The organism is Qipengyuania aestuarii, assembly GCF_019711535.1.
GTDB classification, from domain to species: domain Bacteria; phylum Pseudomonadota; class Alphaproteobacteria; order Sphingomonadales; family Sphingomonadaceae; genus Qipengyuania; species Qipengyuania aestuarii.
In genome coordinates, this window is the sequence record NZ_JAIGNP010000003.1 from 276,853 (window position 1) to 293,189 (window position 16,337).

At 57.4% G+C, this 16,337-nt stretch carries 17 protein-coding genes; 12 read left to right on the forward strand and 5 right to left on the reverse strand.

From position 1 onward, the window contains the following. Window positions 1-13 precede the first annotated feature (13 nt). From K3175_RS11080 to K3175_RS11090, 3 genes are read left to right on the forward strand one after another with little or no spacing between them, the layout of a single operon-like run. Window positions 14-1,237: an LptF/LptG family permease gene (locus K3175_RS11080; RefSeq protein WP_221543446.1), complete on the forward strand. Its 1,224-nt coding sequence runs from the start codon at window positions 14-16 to the stop codon at window positions 1,235-1,237. 2 nt (window positions 1,238-1,239) lie between these two features. Beyond that, on the forward strand, window positions 1,240-2,337 hold the full coding sequence (lptG, locus tag K3175_RS11085; protein ID WP_221543447.1) for an LPS export ABC transporter permease LptG: 1,098 nt from the start codon (window positions 1,240-1,242) through the stop codon (window positions 2,335-2,337). Beyond that, entirely contained in the window at window positions 2,334-2,867 is a 534-nt protein-coding gene (locus K3175_RS11090; protein ID WP_221543448.1) for a GNAT family N-acetyltransferase, read from the forward strand. Before lptG ends, K3175_RS11090 begins: the two co-directional genes overlap by 4 nt. Window positions 2,868-3,167: 300 nt before the next feature. Here the strand turns inward: K3175_RS11090 and K3175_RS11095 are convergent, their stop codons facing one another. Further along, window positions 3,168-4,259, reverse strand: a complete 1,092-nt coding sequence (locus K3175_RS11095) for a fatty acid desaturase family protein (RefSeq protein ID WP_221543449.1) — start codon at window positions 4,257-4,259, stop codon at window positions 3,168-3,170. A gap of 144 nt (window positions 4,260-4,403) precedes the next feature. Here K3175_RS11095 and K3175_RS11100 point away from each other — a divergent pair, with 144 nt between their 5' ends. Beyond that, window positions 4,404-5,579, forward strand: a complete 1,176-nt coding sequence (locus K3175_RS11100; RefSeq protein ID WP_221543450.1) for a GNAT family N-acetyltransferase — start codon at window positions 4,404-4,406, stop codon at window positions 5,577-5,579. 129 nt (window positions 5,580-5,708) lie between these two features. Further along, on the forward strand, window positions 5,709-6,137 hold the full coding sequence (locus tag K3175_RS11105) for a response regulator (RefSeq protein WP_221543451.1): 429 nt from the start codon (window positions 5,709-5,711) through the stop codon (window positions 6,135-6,137). 253 nt (window positions 6,138-6,390) lie between these two features. On the opposite strand, the gene K3175_RS11110 is transcribed toward K3175_RS11105, so the two are convergent. After that, window positions 6,391-7,137 carry a Crp/Fnr family transcriptional regulator gene (locus K3175_RS11110; RefSeq protein WP_221543452.1) on the reverse strand — a complete coding sequence of 249 codons (747 nt, stop codon included), beginning with the start codon at window positions 7,135-7,137 and terminating at the stop codon, window positions 6,391-6,393. 149 nt (window positions 7,138-7,286) lie between these two features. On the opposite strand from K3175_RS11110, the gene K3175_RS11115 reads away from it, so the two are divergent. After that, complete coding sequence (locus tag K3175_RS11115) at window positions 7,287-8,078, forward strand: response regulator (protein WP_221543453.1); 792 nt, start codon at window positions 7,287-7,289, stop codon at window positions 8,076-8,078. Between the two features lie 211 nt (window positions 8,079-8,289). Here the strand turns inward: K3175_RS11115 and K3175_RS11120 are convergent, their stop codons facing one another. After that, a complete protein-coding gene (locus K3175_RS11120; RefSeq protein ID WP_345719367.1) occupies window positions 8,290-9,903 on the reverse strand; it encodes a CHASE domain-containing protein in 1,614 nt (537 codons plus the stop codon). Between the two features lie 283 nt (window positions 9,904-10,186). On the opposite strand from K3175_RS11120, the gene K3175_RS11125 reads away from it, so the two are divergent. The 3 genes from K3175_RS11125 to K3175_RS11135 are packed head-to-tail and all read left to right on the forward strand — an operon-like array spanning window position 10,187 to window position 12,199. Continuing rightward, complete coding sequence (locus K3175_RS11125) at window positions 10,187-10,369, forward strand: NepR family anti-sigma factor (RefSeq protein ID WP_221543455.1); 183 nt, start codon at window positions 10,187-10,189, stop codon at window positions 10,367-10,369. Beyond that, window positions 10,369-10,977 (forward strand): sigma-70 family RNA polymerase sigma factor, encoded by a 609-nt coding sequence (locus K3175_RS11130; RefSeq protein ID WP_221543456.1) that lies wholly within the window; start codon window positions 10,369-10,371, stop codon window positions 10,975-10,977. Before K3175_RS11125 ends, K3175_RS11130 begins: the two co-directional genes overlap by 1 nt. A 52-nt stretch (window positions 10,978-11,029) precedes the next feature. Continuing rightward, window positions 11,030-12,199, forward strand: a complete 1,170-nt coding sequence (locus tag K3175_RS11135) for an AI-2E family transporter (protein WP_247710871.1) — start codon at window positions 11,030-11,032, stop codon at window positions 12,197-12,199. A gap of 55 nt (window positions 12,200-12,254) precedes the next feature. On the opposite strand, the gene K3175_RS11140 is transcribed toward K3175_RS11135, so the two are convergent. Continuing rightward, a complete protein-coding gene (locus K3175_RS11140; protein WP_221543458.1) occupies window positions 12,255-12,866 on the reverse strand; it encodes a superoxide dismutase in 612 nt (203 codons plus the stop codon). Window positions 12,867-13,044: 178 nt separating this feature from the next. Here K3175_RS11140 and glmM point away from each other — a divergent pair, with 178 nt between their 5' ends. The 3 genes from glmM to thiD are packed head-to-tail and all read left to right on the forward strand — an operon-like array spanning window position 13,045 to window position 15,424. Continuing rightward, window positions 13,045-14,382 (forward strand): phosphoglucosamine mutase, encoded by a 1,338-nt coding sequence (gene glmM / locus K3175_RS11145; RefSeq protein ID WP_221543459.1) that lies wholly within the window; start codon window positions 13,045-13,047, stop codon window positions 14,380-14,382. After that, a complete protein-coding gene (locus tag K3175_RS11150; RefSeq protein ID WP_221543460.1) occupies window positions 14,382-14,606 on the forward strand; it encodes a DUF1272 domain-containing protein in 225 nt (74 codons plus the stop codon). The genes glmM and K3175_RS11150 overlap by 1 nt, the downstream gene beginning before the upstream one ends. Beyond that, window positions 14,603-15,424, forward strand: a complete 822-nt coding sequence (gene thiD / locus K3175_RS11155) for a bifunctional hydroxymethylpyrimidine kinase/phosphomethylpyrimidine kinase (protein ID WP_221543461.1) — start codon at window positions 14,603-14,605, stop codon at window positions 15,422-15,424. The genes K3175_RS11150 and thiD overlap by 4 nt, the downstream gene beginning before the upstream one ends. Here thiD and K3175_RS11160 read toward each other — a convergent pair. Beyond that, window positions 15,421-16,308, reverse strand: coding sequence for an LOG family protein (locus K3175_RS11160; RefSeq protein ID WP_221543462.1), 888 nt, complete (start codon window positions 16,306-16,308; stop codon window positions 15,421-15,423). The genes thiD and K3175_RS11160 overlap by 4 nt on opposite strands. Window positions 16,309-16,337: the final 29 nt, after the last annotated feature.

Sequence of the window (16,337 nt, forward strand, 5' to 3'; positions counted from 1 at the left end):
GGCCGGAAACCGAGTGTTCAATTTCATTCCCGCAATCGACCGCTACATCTTTCGGCTAGTTATCGTGCCGATGCTCGGCGTCTTTGCGCTCGCCGCCTCTCTTCTCGTGCTCGACAAGATGTTGCGTCTCCTCGATTTTGTCGCAGTCGAGGGCGGTCCCGTAGGGGTAGTCTTCAAGATGCTCGCCACGCTCATGCCGGAATACGCCAGCCTGGCGATCCCGCTGGGATTGCTGCTGGGTATACTGCTCGCGTTTCGTAAATTGGCGACAACCAGCGAACTCGACGTGTTTCGCGCAGTCGGCCTATCATATGGCCGACTGCTGCGGGTTCCTTACCTGATCACTGCTGCGCTGATGGCGGTCAACATCGCCTTGGTATTCTTTATCCAGCCGGTGAGCCGCTTCACCTACGAACGGTTGGAATACGATCTGCGATCGGGCGCGCTCGGCGCTTCGGTAAAGGTAGGTGAGTTCAATACCATCGCAGACCGCATGGCTCTCAGAATTGAAACGAGCGAGGATGACGGGCGTGAATTGAAGGGCATTTTCGCGCGTGTTGCCAACGACAAAGGTCAGGTCCTCTCGATCAGCGCAAAGTCTGGCTCCTTTCTAGCCACAACCGACGATCCCGATACGATCATCCTACGCCTTACAGATGGAACGATCGTGCAAGACACCGGGCAGCAGGATCCCAGGGTGCTGACCTTCACCCGCCATGATTTGCCAATCGATCTTCCGGCGATCGAAGAATTTCGGTCGCGCGGAGAGGATGAACGAGAATATATCCTGCCCGAATTGCTCCGTATGGGATGGGCAGACGACGAGCCCAGGAGCAAGCGCGCCGCTTCTCAGGCCAGTTTCAACTTCAGGCTCGTGGAAGTCGTGATGATGGCACTCATGCCCTTGCTGGCAGTCGCCCTCGGCATCCCTCCCAAGCGCAGTACCAGCGCGCTTGGCGTTTTCATCTCGATCGTGATGGTCGTCGCCTATCACAAGGTAAACCAATACGGCGAAGACGTAGGTGCCTTGGGAATGGTCGATCCCCTGTTGGCCCTTTGGGTGCCGTTCCTGCTGTTCGCCTCTCTCATCCTGTGGATGTATTATCGCGTCGCGTTCGTTCCGGGCGGACAAGCGATCGGCGCGCTGGAAAACTGGTTCTCGAAAATCGCCAAACGCATCGGCAAGCTGTTCCGCAGGCGCCGCCGCGTTGTGGTTGGCGAGGAAGGCGAGGACTGATCATGCAGCTTGATTTCTTCCCGTCGCGCACGCTCACCGTCTATCTTGCCAAATTGTTCGTGGTTCGGATCCTGGCTGTCCTGGCGATGCTGGTTCTGGTGCTGATGATGCTCGATCTGCTTTCCACCAGCGGAGAGATTCTCGCCGTGCCGGGAAATGGCCAAGGCGAATTGCTGACATATGCGGGCCTCCGAATCCCTCAATTGGTCCAGCGTTTCCTTCCCTATTCGGTGCTGCTGGCTACGCTGATCACCTTGGTGACGCTGAACCAGAATTCCGAAGTAATCGCGATGAAAGCCGCAGGGCTTTCTGCTCATCAGGTGCTCGCCCCCCTTCTGCTGACGGCGCTCGTCATGGGCGGGGTCAGCTTCATCTTCAACGAACGGGTGGTCACGCGCGCGACGGCTACGCTCAAGGCGTGGGATGCAGCCGATTTCGGTCCCATCCCCGAAGAATCGCAGGTTCGCGTGGATGTCTATCTGGCCGATGGAACCAATATTCTCACTGCTGCTCAGTTGACGGGCAGTGGGGAGAACATCCGTATGCGGGATGTTACCTGGTATCGGCGGAGTGCTGACGGGGCAATCGTCGAGCAGATCGAAGCCGCCAGCGCACGATATGCCGGGCCGGGCTGGCAACTGGAAGATGTAACCCGCTTCGACGTCGCCAGTGCTTCTCAGCGGGAAACCGAACGCATGCTCGTCGGCACGCAACTTACGCCGGCTCAGATTGATCTGGCGAAAGTGGATCCTGATGCGGTGCCGTTCTGGGAGCTTGGTGACCAAATCTCAGCATTCGAGGAGGCTGGTCGCAGAACCGGCGAAATGCGGGCCAAATGGTGGCACAAGCTTTCGGGTCCACTATCATCTTTTCTGATGCCACTTCTTGGCGCAGTGGCCGCGTTCGGGTTGGCCCGGTCGGGCGCGCTCTTCGTTCGCGCGCTGATCGGCATGGCTTTGGGTTTCGCGTATTTCGTGGTCGACAATGCCGCGCTCGCCCTCGGCAATTTCGGTGGCTATCCTCCGTTTCTTGCTGCTTGGGCTCCGTTCTTCCTGTTCGCACTTATCGGTGAGACAGTCCTCATCCGAACAGAAGAATGACTGAATGGCACATCCGCCTGGCCTGGGCCGAGGATGCGGACTACCTCCCCGCGATCGAAACCGCGGCAGGCGAATTGTTCAAAACAGTCGATGGACTGGCAGGTATTGCCGGCACTCAAGCACTTAGCGCCCCGGAACAGCGCCGGTTAATTCGCAAGGGTCATTGCCTTGTGGCGGAAAGTGCAGGCACGCTTGTGGGATTTATTTCAACCGAGCCCTTTCACCGCGAACTCGATATTCGCGAATTCTCCGTTCACCCCGACTATCAGCGTAATGGCATCGGTGCGATCCTCTTACGAGCGGCCACGATTGACGCACATAATTCCGGCTTTCGGGCGATTACGTTGACGACTTTTGCCGACGTTCCATGGAATGGGCCCTTCTATATCCGACATGGCTTCAAAACCGTCACCGATCTAAGCGCTCATCCACGACTAGCAGCAAACATCGATCAAGAGGTCGAGGATGGTCTACCCCGCGAACGCCGCGTCGCGATGATAAAGTTCCTCGGCCTCGACGAGAACGCCTGACTGTTTTCCGCCGGAAGATGTCCACCAAGGAAATCGGGCCCGATCAAACTCATGCCTACTGCCTAACTGCACATCCGGCCCAGGCCGCATCCAGTGACGCCAAGCCTTGCGTATATCAGAGACTGACAGGGACCGCGTTCATACCACACACGTCGAAACGACAGCCGACGACGATAGTGGCGAGACAAAAATCATATCGGCTGATCTGAACGAGCTAGCCCGACAGAGCCGCTCAAACGAAAGGCTGGATCCCACAATCGAAGCAGATGGCCTCTTGCTCGGCTGAAAGTCGGCGTAGCGTCAGCCGCGCGGACGCATGGTGTTTCGCGCGATCCGCGCCACCAGCACCCCCATGCCGGCGTGGTTTGCGCCGTGATAACTGGAATCCGTCTCAAGCGCTGCAACCAAGCGACGGTGCGCCTCTGGCAGCGAATGATAGGGCATGGAGGGCATCAGGTGATGCAGGGCATGATAACGCAAGCCGACTGGAGCCCACAGTTCCGCAATACTACCGGGGGGAGGCACGTTGACGCTGTCGAGGAACTGCGCGGTTACAGTCATCGGTTCGCCTTCGTTTTCCCACAAATGCGCGACCAATGTGCGCAGCTGATTTAACAGCGCCACGACCGATGCGACGGCCAGCGCAACCAGCAGTGGTTTCCAGCCGAAAGCGAAGACGCTGCCGATCAGCGCCCAAGCCCACAGCATGCCAGCTGTTTCCTGGATCAGAACGCGACGCGGCAGATCGCCCTCCGGCGGGCGGCGACGGAAGTCGGGATTGATCGCAAGTGCGCTCAACCGTTGCCATGTCAGTTGCCGAAGCGGCGGGATAATCGCTCCCAGCGGAACCAGTACGGCGAAACGAAACAGCAATGCGACCGGCGCCAATATGGCGATGATCACGAATAGCGGCAGACTCCACGGCTTCATGAGCGCGAGCGGCAGATATTCCGGATCGGCACTCGTGCCGTATTGCGTGCGCTTGTGGTGCAGAGTGTGAACCTGTTCATACATGAAGGAGGGTGTCAGCATGGGAATACCCACAAGCGCGTTCCAAGCAGAACGAAACCCCGGCATCGCTCCATTTCGGAAATGCGAGATTTCATGAATGAACAAGAGCGCCCGATACAGCGCCAGAACCGAGACCACCGCGGAAACGCTTGCCAGCAAAGAGTTATCGACCAAAACAGCGCCTGCTAGCGCGCCATAGCCGATCAGCGAAGAGCCGACCATGTCTGCCCAGTAAACACTTGCTCGGTGTTCGGCGATATCCTTCGTCAGATCGCGGGCAGCGCGCAGCATCGCCTTGTCATCGGCGATCTGTGACAACCAGCCGGGCTGGCGAGTAATAGCTGCGCTTGAGGCAGTGGCGAAATTTGGTTCTGCGTTCATAATGATCGTTCCGGAGGCCGCGCCCATAGCGCACAAAGTCGCCGAATTATAGCCCGGCCATTCGATTACAGATATCGGTGTCCGCTCAGGCTTCCTTGACTTTTGTGCGGTGCCATAGACAGGGCTAACCGCGGCTGAACAAGGATGAGACAGGTGAGCCAGAGCAATATCGTAATCGCGCCGGTAAAAGGCAAGAAAGGACGCGCCGAGTTCGTCGATCTTGGCCGCCAGTTCGCTTTACGCGAACCGCATTACGTTCCGCAGCTACGCTCTGAACAGCTCGAACTGGTCGATCCAGACAAGAACCCTTTTTTCGGTCACGCAACGGTCGAGTTGTTCATCGCTTTCCGCGATGGACACCCGGTAGGCCGCATTTCCGCACATATCGATCACCTCGCCCTTGAGCTCCCTCGTGAACAAGGAATGGGTCCAGGCGCCGGCATGTTCGGCTATTTCGACGCGGAAGACGAAGAAATCGCGCACGCGCTGCTTTCGAAGGCGAGCCAATGGCTGCGCAACGAAGGCATGAACCGCATGCTCGGCCCAATCTCGCTGTCCATCTGGGAAGAGCCCGGGCTACTCGTTCGCGGACAGGACCATTCTCCCATGATCATGATGGGTCACCACCCTGCCCATTACGGAAGCTGGATGGAAAATTTCGGGCTGGAAGAAGCCAAGCGGCTTTATACCTACGACCTTAACATCGTTCAGGAATTCCCGAAGCTGGTCCAGCGGATCGTCGCTTCCGGCGAGCGCAACGAGCGCATCTTGATCCGGCCTATCGATATGAAACGGTGGGACACGGAAATCCGCACAGTACTGCATATCCTGAACGATGCATGGTCGGATAATTGGGGTTTCATCCCGTTTACGGAAGCCGAGATCGCTCATGCTGCGAAAAAGATGAAACCGATCATCAAGCCAAATCTCAACATGATCGCCGAACTGGATGGAACGCCAGTGGCATTCATGATGGTCCTCCCGGATATGAACGAAGCCCTCAAGAGGATCGATGGAAAATTGTTCCCGTTCGGTTGGATCAAGCTTCTGCGTTGGCTGAGAAAGCCAATGGGCGCAGGGATGCGTGTCCCGCTCATGGGGGTGCTGAAAGAGTTTCAGAACTCCCGTCTTGCAAGCCAGCTCGCTTTCATGATGATCGAATTGATCCGCCGCAATGCGACCGCCGATTATGACAGCGAAAGAGCGGAGATCGGTTGGATACTCGACGACAACAAGGGAATGAAAGCTATCGCTGAGACCATCCAAAGCTCAATCAATCGCGAATACGTTATTTACGAGAAATCAATCTCTGACAGCTGAAGCAGTTGCCGGTAAGCAACACGGGCCAGCAGACCGGCGTGCTCGGGAACTCCCACGCTTCCATCGCCGTTCGAAGGAAACAGTGCCACCAAAGCTGGCGCTACCCATTGAGAGATCGACAAGGGCCGCGTGAACAAAAAATCAATCCCAGCCCAACTTCCCCGCCATGTTCTGGTCGTGGAAGACGACGCGATTATCGGGCTGACGATAGAGCAGACCCTGACCGATGCCGGCGTTCCCGAAGTGGAAATCTGCCCAACGACCGACGAGGCTCTTGCGGCACTCCGGCGCAAGCAACCCGATGTCATAATTTTAGATGTGCATCTGGCAGATCGGGACGATGGCTGGGCAATAGCGGAACTGGTCCGCACCCTGGGGCCTGACAGTCCTCGCATTATATTCTCGACAGGTATGCCGGAAGATATTCCTGAAGAGATCGCGGGATTGGGCACGGTGCTCGAGAAGCCGTATGAGCCGGAGGTTCTGGTGAAATTGCTCACCGAGCCCAAGCGCGAGGGGATCATCTCCCGTCTGCGCAGCAAACTGGCGCACGACTGACAAATCATAGCGCAATAGACTTAAATGTTGCCGTTTAATGTGCGGCCCTTGGAGCCGCGCAGCCTCAACAAAATTTGCGTTCGGAACCATCAAGAAAAAAGGCCTCCGCTCTTTTTGAGCGAAGGCCTTTCGGGATCATATCACCTGCCGCTTGGACGGGAGGGGGGTCTCGGCGGTGACATAGGGTAAATGAGCCAGCAAGAACCGGGTTCCCAGCGATCAAGATTTTTTTCAAACCACCATGGACCATGGATCAAATATAGGGGCGCTGCCCTTCCCCACTACGCGAAAAGCCGACCAAATCCGCCGCTGCATCCATATTCGGAATGCAGATCTCTTTCTGACCCCACTCCACCAAACCATCGAGATGAAGGGCGCGCATAGTCCGGTTCGTATGGACTAGCGACAAACCGAGCATGTCGGCGACCTGGGATTGCGTAAGCGACAGGGCCAGCTTGTTGCCTTCTGCCGCGACGCCCGTGGCTCGGGCCCGATCGATCAGCCAAATGGCCAGAAATATCACCCGCTCTCTTGCACTACGCTGCCCCAGCGACACGATGTGATTTTCCAGCGCAGTCTCTTCCTTCGCTGCGAGCCACGTGACGTCGTAACCTAGGAGAGGACTATCCTGGATAAGCTTCACGAAATCGGCTCGGTCGAAAAAACACACACGGGCCGGTGTTAATGCTTCGACAGAATGGTTCGCGGGATTATCGAAAGCCGCCTGCAGCCCGACCAGATCGCCAGGGAACATGAAGTTGACTATCTGTCTTCTTCCATCCTCGAGCGAGCGAAACCGGATAAAGACGCCTTCCAGAATGGTGTAAAGATGCCTGCCGTTCTCGGCTTCCGTCAGGAGGCTTTCGCCGCGAGCGACAAGGAACTCCCCCTTTTTTATCGAATTTATATAATGAGCCTGCGCTTCGTCGAGCGGACGCAGAGCCTCGCATTCTTGAAGTGGGCAATGAACGCAATTATGTGGATCGGCGACGTCGAGCAAGGCAGGCCCCCATGCCTCAGTTAGTACAAGCTGTTCTCGTTTCCGTCGTAAGAAAAAGTCCGTTTGTCAAATCATGGGATTTCCCGGTGATTGACGGAACCTAAGCTGATACGGGGCGTTCAGCACGCGCAAACCACGGAAGGGGTTATATGTCGCTTGGTGACCAGATTGCTAAAAACTTACCTTATCTCCGCCGCTACGCGCGAGCCCTGACCGGCTCGCAGGCAACTGGAGATGCCTTTGTCCGCGCCACTCTCGAGGCGGCGTTGGCTGATGAACAACTCAAATCGTCCCTCGAAGGCGGTCGAGTTCCACTATATCGCGCTTTCAACAAGGTGTGGTCCAGTGCTTACATGGATGTGCCCGACATCGACAGCGAAGCCGGGCACGAAGGCGCCGCTCAGGATCGACTGAAGTCGATCACGCCCCTGAACCGTCAGGCGTTGCTGCTTACCACTCTTGAAGATTTTTCGGTCGAGCAGGCTGGGGAGATCATGGAGTTGGAATCCGACGAGATCGAACGTCTCGTGCAGGAAGCGGTCGGAGAAATCGATCGCGAGAGCGCAACCAGTGTCCTCATCATCGAGGACGAGCCGCTTATCTCCATGCAGCTGGAAGACCTCGTGACCTCCCTTGGCCACGAAGTTTGCGGAACGGCAGCCACGCGCACGCAGGCTCAGGAAGTTGTGGCGCAAAAGACGCCGGGATTGGTGCTGGCCGACATCCAGTTGGCAGATGGCTCCTCGGGACTGGATGCGGTGGACGATATCCTCGCTATCGATAGCGTCCCGGTGATTTTCATCACTGCCTATCCTGAGCGCCTTCTCACTGGCGACCGTCCCGAACCGACATATCTCGTGACGAAGCCGTTTCAGGAACAGACGGTCCGTGCTGCGATCAGCCAGGCCCTTTTCTTCGGATCGAGCCGGCCACTGGGCTGAGTCACCCGATATTGCCAACAGGAAGGCCGCCCGGAGTTATTCGGGCGGCCTTCTTGCGTTGTGACTGAATGCTTCGCCCCACAAATCATCGAAACCTACGGAAGCTTACGGGCGATACACATAACGGGTATCTAGTCAGGGCTGAAACAGAACATCGCCCGCAGTACCACCATCTTTGCAGAGCTAGCGGATCACCTGTGTAGCCGAGGTCTCACTGGTCGAGTTTGGCTGCGGCATACTTGCTACGGAGCGCAAACTCGCTTGGCTCGCGCACGGCAGCCATCAATCGGCAGCGTACGCCGTTCGGATCGAATTCGAGCTCAACCGGATGCCGGAGCTCGTGAGCGACGATCTTTTCAATCAGATCGATACCGAAGCCACGCTTGGTGGGTGGTTCAACATTGGGTCCGTTGCTCTCAATCCACTCGATGCGTGCAAGGTGCGGGTTTACCAATTCCCACGTGACGGACACCTGTCCTCCACTGCATGACAAAGCGCCGAATTTCGCCGCATTGGTCGCCAGTTCGTGAATGGCAAGGCCCAGAGACAGCGCATCGTTGGGTGCAAGTTCGACGTCCGGGCCTTTCGCCACCACTTCGTGATCATTCGCGTTTATATAGGGAGCGAGCTCTACCGATATGACCGCTGCAATTGGCGTTGTCCCCCACTCAGACTGGGTAAGCAGGTCGTGGGTCGCGGAAAGCGCGCGGATGCGATTGTCTATGCCCTCGGCAAACTCATCCAGGCTCTCCGCCCTGCGGCGTGTAAGCGACACGATCGACAGCACATTCGCGAGAGTGTTTTTCACTCGATGATTTAACTCGCGCGTCAGTGAATTACGGATGGAGTTCTGTTGGGCGAACCATTCCAGCGACCGACTATCTTCCTCTGCTTGCTGGGTGAGAAGGCGGGCCACTACAAGCAGTAGGCTCGCGACCGCGAGGCCGAAAAGCAAGGTGATGAGAGAGAGGGGCGAAAGGGCCATGTCCCGCTTTGACTGAACCACCAGCAACATGCGCCGATTGGCCAGATCCACATCGCGTTCCACGGTATGGCCATCATCGACCCAGTTTTCCGTCTCCACCATTAAGAGAGGCTTGCCACCCGACACGTCGAAAAAACGGAATGCAGCTTCTGGTGAAGTGATCAGTTCTGAAGCGGAGGTAAGAAACTGCGAGGCGTTGAATGGGCTGTATACGAAGCCTTTCAAGCTCCGCTGGGCGCCGCGTCCATCGAAAACTGGCATGTAAATAATGAAACCGAACTCGTCGGGACCACTATCCTGAACCAGATTGACCCGCCCGCTGGCCGTGGGCCGGACCGTCCGGGTAGCCTCGTCCATCGCTGCTCTTCTGGTGGGTTCCGAATACATGTCGAAGCCGAGCGCTTTGCGGTTGCGAAGAGTGTCGGGCTGAAGGAATAGGACGGGCACGAGCTGCTTTCGCGGGTCGTCTTGCAGAGAAGGTCTCACGTTCATCTGGCCCACGCGCCCGAAACTCAGCTGCTCCTCCACTGCCACAAGCTGGTTATCGGTGATCGCTGGGGCCCATCCGATCCCTTCAGCTCCGCGATAATCCGCATCGAGCCTCAGCTCAGAGACGAATTGCCGGAAGACATCACCGGTAACGCTTTGCTGTGAACCAAATAAGGCAGCTCCCGCACGCAAAAATGAGGAGCTGGAGTAAGCTCTCCTTTCGATGGCCGACACCATGGCATCGGCCTGACGGCTGAGATCGGCATTTTCCCTGACACGCTCCCCTCGCTCTATGGCGAAGACACTAAGGACGGTGACCGCTGCGACCAAAAGAAAGATAGCCAACGGCACTGCCCGTGGATAATCCACGAGCCAACGCCGCTTCCCCCCACGTCGCATGAGTTTTTCTTGAACCAGCGGTATGCCTCACGATATTACAAGCTAAGCTTTGCCCATCTATCCGCCGAACAGAAGAAGGTTCCGTTATTTTTCTGCAGACTGATCATTAATTCGCTTTTTGCTGGAACTTGTTCCATGCAAGGGCGTTGTGCCAAAATTAGGGATCATGAGTCACGGGTGTGGGGCGGCGAAGAAAGCTCCTGCTTACGAAGACCAGGGACAAAATCTATATACGATGACCGTTGATAATTCTTCCGCAAGCAAGCTTGGTACGGGCGGTGACAAGGAAGCGAAGACCAGCGGGGGCGAACGCCCCGACTGGGCGCTTGGCCTGCGCCGACTTTACGATTCCGTTGTCGAGGAAGACCTTCCCGACACCTTCAAGGATCTCCTTTCGCAACTGGACAGTAAGGACTGATGGGGGCTGAACAGCGTACGGCCTCCGAGAAGGCCGATTTCAAACAGGAATTGACCGACGTCGTTCCTCATCTGCGCGCTTTTGCTCGTGGTCTTTGTGGCCGCGCCGACATGGCGGATGATCTTGTGCAGGAAACCTTGCTGAAAGCTTGGGCCGCACAGGAACGCTTCCAGCCCGGGACAAGTATGCGTGCGTGGACATTCGTGATCCTGCGCAACGCATATCTCACCGATATGCGACGCAATCGCTTCCGCGGCGAATATGACGAGACCGTGGCCGAGCGAATATTGACGGCTCCGGCCGGTCAGGAAGAACCGATCCATCTGTCCGATATGCATCGCGCCTTGCTGACGCTTCCGCCCGAGAGGCGCGAAGCACTACTGCTCGTGGGTGCCGGTGGATTTTCCTATGAAGAAGCCGCCAATATCTGTGGCTGTGCGGTAGGTACGATCAAGAGCCGTGTGGGCAGAGCCCGCTCTGCTCTGAACGCCATGCTGGCCGATGGCTCGATCCCCAAACGGTCCATCGACGATGACACGGCTCACCGTGCGATACTTGAGGAACTAGATGATGTCGCTGCCGGACAGGGGTCTTCCTCGCGGAACTGATGGCGAGGCCGAACTCCTTGTCCTCTCGGCGCCAACCGCCGGATAAATGCAGATGAGTGACGGCCCAGTCCGCCCAGAGGATAAAGCTTCCGCGCCGGGCGAAGGTCGCTTTTCGCTGGCGGAGCAGGAACTGCGCCTGATATCGGCACTGGTCCTGCTGATCGGCATCGGCCTGTTTCTCGCACTCCCCTTCGTGTTGTCGATCGGGTCGGTGGTCTTCCTGCCTGTTGTCACCGCGATCATACTGACTGTCATTCTCTCTCCGCTCGCCGACAAGCTGAACGGTTGGGGGGTGCCCAATGCGCTTTCTGCCCTGATTTCCTTGCTGTTCTTTTTCGCGGTCCTGATCCTTGCACTCGCATTGATCCTTCAGCCGGCTACTGTCCTGTTTGATGAACTGCCGGCAATGCTCAATCAGGTCGGCGAGCGGTTCACCCAGTTGCGCGATCAGTTCGCGTGGATCGGCCAGATCAACGAACAGCTGGCCGAACTGATGGACCGGGGGGAATCGCAAGAGGTAGTAGTAGCGACGCCAAGCCTCCTCGAAGAACTGGCATTTGCGACGCCAAGCCTTGTGATCGAAACCATCCTAACCCTCTTAATGGCTTTTTTCATGATCGAGGCCAGAGTACGGCTCAGGCAGCGGCTGCTGTTCGGTCGGTCGAGTTTTGGCACCAGCATCAAGGCAGCACGCGTTTTGCGCGAGGTACAGGACCGCGTTGCAGCTTACATCCTGACGGTGGGGTGGATCAATGCTGCCGTCGGCGTCGTCGTTGCGCTCGGCGCTTGGGCGCTCGGTGTCGATGCGCCAATCATGTGGGGCGGCCTTGCGGCCATTCTTAATTTTCTTCCCTATATCGGCCCGACCGTCATGGTCGGCCTGCTCGCCCTCTTTGGTATCGGCACGGCCGACACGGTATTTCTTGGCCTGATCCCTGCTGCGGCCTATCTCGGCCTGCACACGATCGAGGCCAATGTCGTGACGCCTTCTATTTTGGGCGCGCGGTTCACGATGAACCCTGTCATGATCCTGATCGCGCTTTCCTACTTCACATGGATCTGGGGAGTATTCGGGGCCTTGCTGTCGGTGCCCATCCTGCTGATGCTGACCGCCTTGTTCGATCACGTCGGACGGCCCAATCTGGTCGGCTTCATCTTCGGGGAACCCCTGTTCTCCAATAACCTTCTAGACCTCTCCGCCGAACCAGAAGCAGAAGTATAAAAAAGGCCGCCCTGCAATCGCACGGCGGCCTCTTTAAACTATCTGAGCGGACTGCTTAGCAGGGATATTCCCAAGTGGTCCCACGCGCCAGATTGTCGCTGGCGAAGCTCCAGTTAAGTTTGTCGCTAACTGCACCAAGGTACTCGGGACGCGCGTTCTGATGATCGAGGTAGTATGCATGCTCCCACAGGTCGATGACCAGGAGCGGGTTGATACCATCTTGATCTGCCAGCGTATCGCCATCATGCGTTTCTTCTATGGTGAGTTCGCCGTTCTTCACTGCGAGCCAGACCCAGCCGCTGGCGAAATGGCCTGCGCCGCGCTCTTTCAGTTTGTCCTTGAGCTTGTCGACCGAACCGAAAGCCTTGTCGATCATGCTCTTGAGCTCGTCCGAGGCAGCAGTTTCCTCGCTGGCCATTGAATGCCAGTAAAAGCCGTGGTTCCAGCTCTGAGCGGAGTTATTAAACAGGCCCTGATTGCTGTCACGCGCGGAGGAAATCACTTCTTCTAACTTCTTCCCATCAAGATCCCCGCCTTCGATAGCGGCGTTCGTCTTGTCGATATAAGCCTTGTGATGCTTTCCGTGATGATAGCTCAGCGTCTTGGCCGAGACGGCCGGTTCAAGTGCAGTGTCTTCATAAGGAAGGTCGATCAGCTCGAAAGCCATGAATAGGTCCCCTTTGAGAATTGGTGTTAAAAAGTTTGGAACTCGAATTCCTAACGCACATCCAAGCTTGTGGTTGCAGCGAGCTGCGACAATAGGAACAGAAGCGTGGCAAATCGACTTTCTTTAGCCGCGCATTCAAGCCAGAAGATTGGTTTACAAGGTTTTACGAGAGGCTCCCATGGCACGGAAATTTTTTGGCACAGACGGCATTCGCGGTCGCGTGAACGAAGGAGTGATGACCGCTGAAAATGCCATGAAGGTCGGTCAGGCCGCAGGCACGCACTTCCTTCGCGGGAACCATCGCCACCGTGTCGTGATCGGCAAGGACACTCGCCTCTCAGGCTATATGGTGGAAAGCGCACTGGTGGCAGGCTTCGCCAGCGTCGGGATGGATGTCATCATGACCGGCCCCCTGCCCACGCCGGCGATCGCGCTGCTGACGCGGGAAATGCGGGCAGACCTTGGGGTCATGATTTCCGCCAGTCATAATCCTTTCGAAGATAATGGCATCAAGCTGTTCGGTCCGGACGGTTTCAAACTATCCGATGCTGCTGAAATGGCCATCGAGACATTGATGGAACAAGAACCGCTGCTGGTTAGCCCGGATTTGGTAGGCCGCGCGCGCCGGATCGATGACGCGAGTGGCCGATACATCCATGCCGTCAAGCAATCGGTTGCCAGCGATATTCGCTTCGATCGGCTGAAAGTCGTGGTGGATTGCGCCAATGGAGCAGCCTATCGCGTCGCCCCCTCGGCGATATGGGAACTGGGTGCCGAAGTAATCGCCATGGGCGTCGAGCCCAACGGCACAAACATCAATCGCGACGTCGGATCAACCTCACTCGATGCAGTGAAAAAGCGCGTAGTCGAGGAACAGGCGGATATCGGCATTGCGCTCGACGGCGACGCCGACCGTCTCATCGTCATCGACGAAAAAGGGCGCGCGGTCGATGGTGACCAGATCATGGCGCTTATCGCCACGCGGCTGCACGAGCGCAACGATCTTACTGGCGGAGGTGTCGTCGCCACCGTGATGAGCAACCTCGGTCTCGAGCGCTATCTGCATGGTCTGGGCCTGACGCTCGAGCGCACCAAGGTGGGTGACCGATACGTACTGGAAAGAATGCGCGAAGGCGGCTTCAACGTGGGCGGTGAACAATCCGGCCACATGATCCTGACCGATCATGGAACCACAGGCGATGGCACGGTCGCCGCCCTGCGGATTCTGGCGAGCCTGGTTCGTTCGGGGAAGCAGGCAAGCGAATTGCTCCACGTGTTCGATCCCTTGCCCCAGCTCCTGAAAAACGTCCGCTATTCCGGCGGTGCGCCGCTGGAAAACCAAACGGTCAAAAAAGCCATTATGGACTCCGAAAAGGAACTCGAAGGCAAGGGCCGTCTGGTGATCCGCCCTTCAGGTACGGAACCTGTCATACGCGTCATGGCGGAAGGCGATGACGCCGGACAAGTCGAAAAGGTGGTCGACCGTATCTGCGACGCCGTGAAGGCTGTCGCCTGATGCTGGAGATGCGCGCCAATTGCGAACGCTGCGGCACGAATACGCCAGCCGAGGCGCCAGGGGCGTTTATCTGCAGCCTCGAGTGCACCTATTGCGCGGATTGCGCAGATAGTCTGGACGATCTGTGTCCGAACTGCGGTGGTGAATTGATGGATCGGCCCACGAGGTCGCGCCAGATACAGGAACGCTATCCACCTGGATCGGCGCAGAAAGGGCGGGCATGACAGAGACGCAATCACCCCCACGCATTCTGTCGATTGCCGGGTCCGATTCTTCAGGCGGAGCGGGCATCCAGGCCGACATCAAGACCATTACCATGCTCGGTGGGTATGCGATGACGGCAATAACGGCGGTGACCGCGCAAAACACCACGGGAGTTCAGGCAGTCGAGGTATTCGATAGCGATTTTGTAATGAAGCAAGTCGAAAGCTGCCTGGATGATCTTACGGCCGATGCGATCAAGATCGGCATGTTGGGCTCGCCGGAGATCGCCCTGCGACTGGCGGAGCGCCTCGACAGCTTTGCTGGCCCTATCGTATTCGATCCAGTGATGATCGCCACCAGCGGTGCGGTCCTGGCCGATGAAGCCACCATCGATGCGTTTGGCGCGCTGATGCAGATCGCCACGGCAGTCACGCCAAATTTACCAGAGCTTGCGGCTCTTACCGGGCGCAAGAACATTCCTGCCGAGGAAATTTTCGAGGCTGCGCGCGAATTGGCTGAAACTCAGGACACGATCGTGTTGGCGAAGGGCGGCCATAGCGATGGCGACCAGGTCATCGACTATGTGGTGTCGGCCAGCGGCAGGATCGCCAGCTTCGGGCATGAGCGGATCGAGACCCGGCACACCCATGGCACTGGCTGCACCCTCTCTTCTGCCCTCGCCACCATGCTCGCGCATGGTCAGCCGCTGACCCACGCTGTGCGCATCGCGCGGGCCTTTACCCGCGCAGCCATCGAGCAGGCACCGGGTTACGGCAGCGGGAATGGCCCGCTCGGCCACCAGTCCGTCAGGAAACTGGAGCCGGGCGAAGCACTTTAGCGATCGAGTTCGTAGAAGGCTGAGATATGGTCCCACGCATCTTCGGCGGTTTCACACCAGCGGAACAGATCGAGGTCCTTTTTCGAGATCGTGCCTTCTTCGGCGATCGCCTCGAAATTCACCACTCGCTTCCAGAAATCCTCTCCAAATAGCAATATGGGCATGGGCTTCATCTTGCCGGTCTGGATCAACGTCAGCAGTTCGAAAAACTCGTCGAACGTGCCGAAACCGCCCGGGAAGACCGCCACGGCTTTAGCCCGCAGCAGGAAGTGCATCTTGCGCAGTGCGAAATAGTGGAAATTTAGCGACAGATAAGGCGTCACATAGGTATTGGGCGCCTGCTCATGCGGCAGGATGATATTGAGCCCGATGCTTTCACCGCCGGCATCGCTTGCCCCGCGATTGGCGGCTTCCATGATCGATGGGCCGCCACCCGAGCAGACCACGAACTGCCGCTTGCCGTCCTGAATGATCGATTTTTCGGTGACCATGCGCGCCAGCTTGCGCGCCTCGCCGTAATATTTCGACTTGGCAACCAGACTCTCGACGACCTTGCGCTCTTCCTCGGGCAGATCCTTCGCGCCTTCCAGCGCCTCTTCCGCGGATTCGGGCGGTGGGATACGCGCACTGCCATACATTACCATGGTCGAGCCGACCCCGGCCTCGTCGAGGATCATCTCCGGCTTGAGAAGTTCGAGCTGGAAGCGGACCGGCCTCAGCTCTTCACGCAACAGGAATTCCTTATCCTGAAAGGCGAGCTTATACGCCGGATGGGCGGTCTGAGGCGTCTGCTTGGGCTGTGATTTTTCGAATTCGGCCTCTTCTTCGGCCGGGTAGAATTTGCGATCCTGCAGATCGCGCTTGGTCTTTTCTTCTTCTGTCATGCCCGCGCGATAGTGCGGACATGCGGCAG

Bases quoted from the DNA above. Each gene is read 5' to 3' on its own strand.
- lptG (WP_221543447.1), top strand. From the start codon at position 1,240: ATGCAGCTTGATTTCTTCCCGTCGCGCACGCTCACCGTCTATCTTGCC.
- K3175_RS11090 (WP_221543448.1), top strand. From the start codon at position 2,334: ATGACTGAATGGCACATCCGCCTGGCCTGGGCCGAGGATGCGGACTAC.
- K3175_RS11095 (WP_221543449.1), bottom strand. From the start codon at position 4,259: ATGAACGCAGAACCAAATTTCGCCACTGCCTCAAGCGCAGCTATTACT.
- K3175_RS11100 (WP_221543450.1), top strand. From the start codon at position 4,404: ATGAGACAGGTGAGCCAGAGCAATATCGTAATCGCGCCGGTAAAAGGC.
- K3175_RS11115 (WP_221543453.1), top strand. From the start codon at position 7,287: ATGTCGCTTGGTGACCAGATTGCTAAAAACTTACCTTATCTCCGCCGC.
- K3175_RS11125 (WP_221543455.1), top strand. From the start codon at position 10,187: ATGACCGTTGATAATTCTTCCGCAAGCAAGCTTGGTACGGGCGGTGAC.
- K3175_RS11130 (WP_221543456.1), top strand. From the start codon at position 10,369: ATGGGGGCTGAACAGCGTACGGCCTCCGAGAAGGCCGATTTCAAACAG.
- K3175_RS11135 (WP_247710871.1), top strand. From the start codon at position 11,030: ATGAGTGACGGCCCAGTCCGCCCAGAGGATAAAGCTTCCGCGCCGGGC.
- K3175_RS11140 (WP_221543458.1), bottom strand. From the start codon at position 12,866: ATGGCTTTCGAGCTGATCGACCTTCCTTATGAAGACACTGCACTTGAA.
- glmM (WP_221543459.1), top strand. From the start codon at position 13,045: ATGGCACGGAAATTTTTTGGCACAGACGGCATTCGCGGTCGCGTGAAC.
- K3175_RS11150 (WP_221543460.1), top strand. From the start codon at position 14,382: ATGCTGGAGATGCGCGCCAATTGCGAACGCTGCGGCACGAATACGCCA.
- thiD (WP_221543461.1), top strand. From the start codon at position 14,603: ATGACAGAGACGCAATCACCCCCACGCATTCTGTCGATTGCCGGGTCC.
- K3175_RS11160 (WP_221543462.1), bottom strand. From the start codon at position 16,308: ATGACAGAAGAAGAAAAGACCAAGCGCGATCTGCAGGATCGCAAATTC.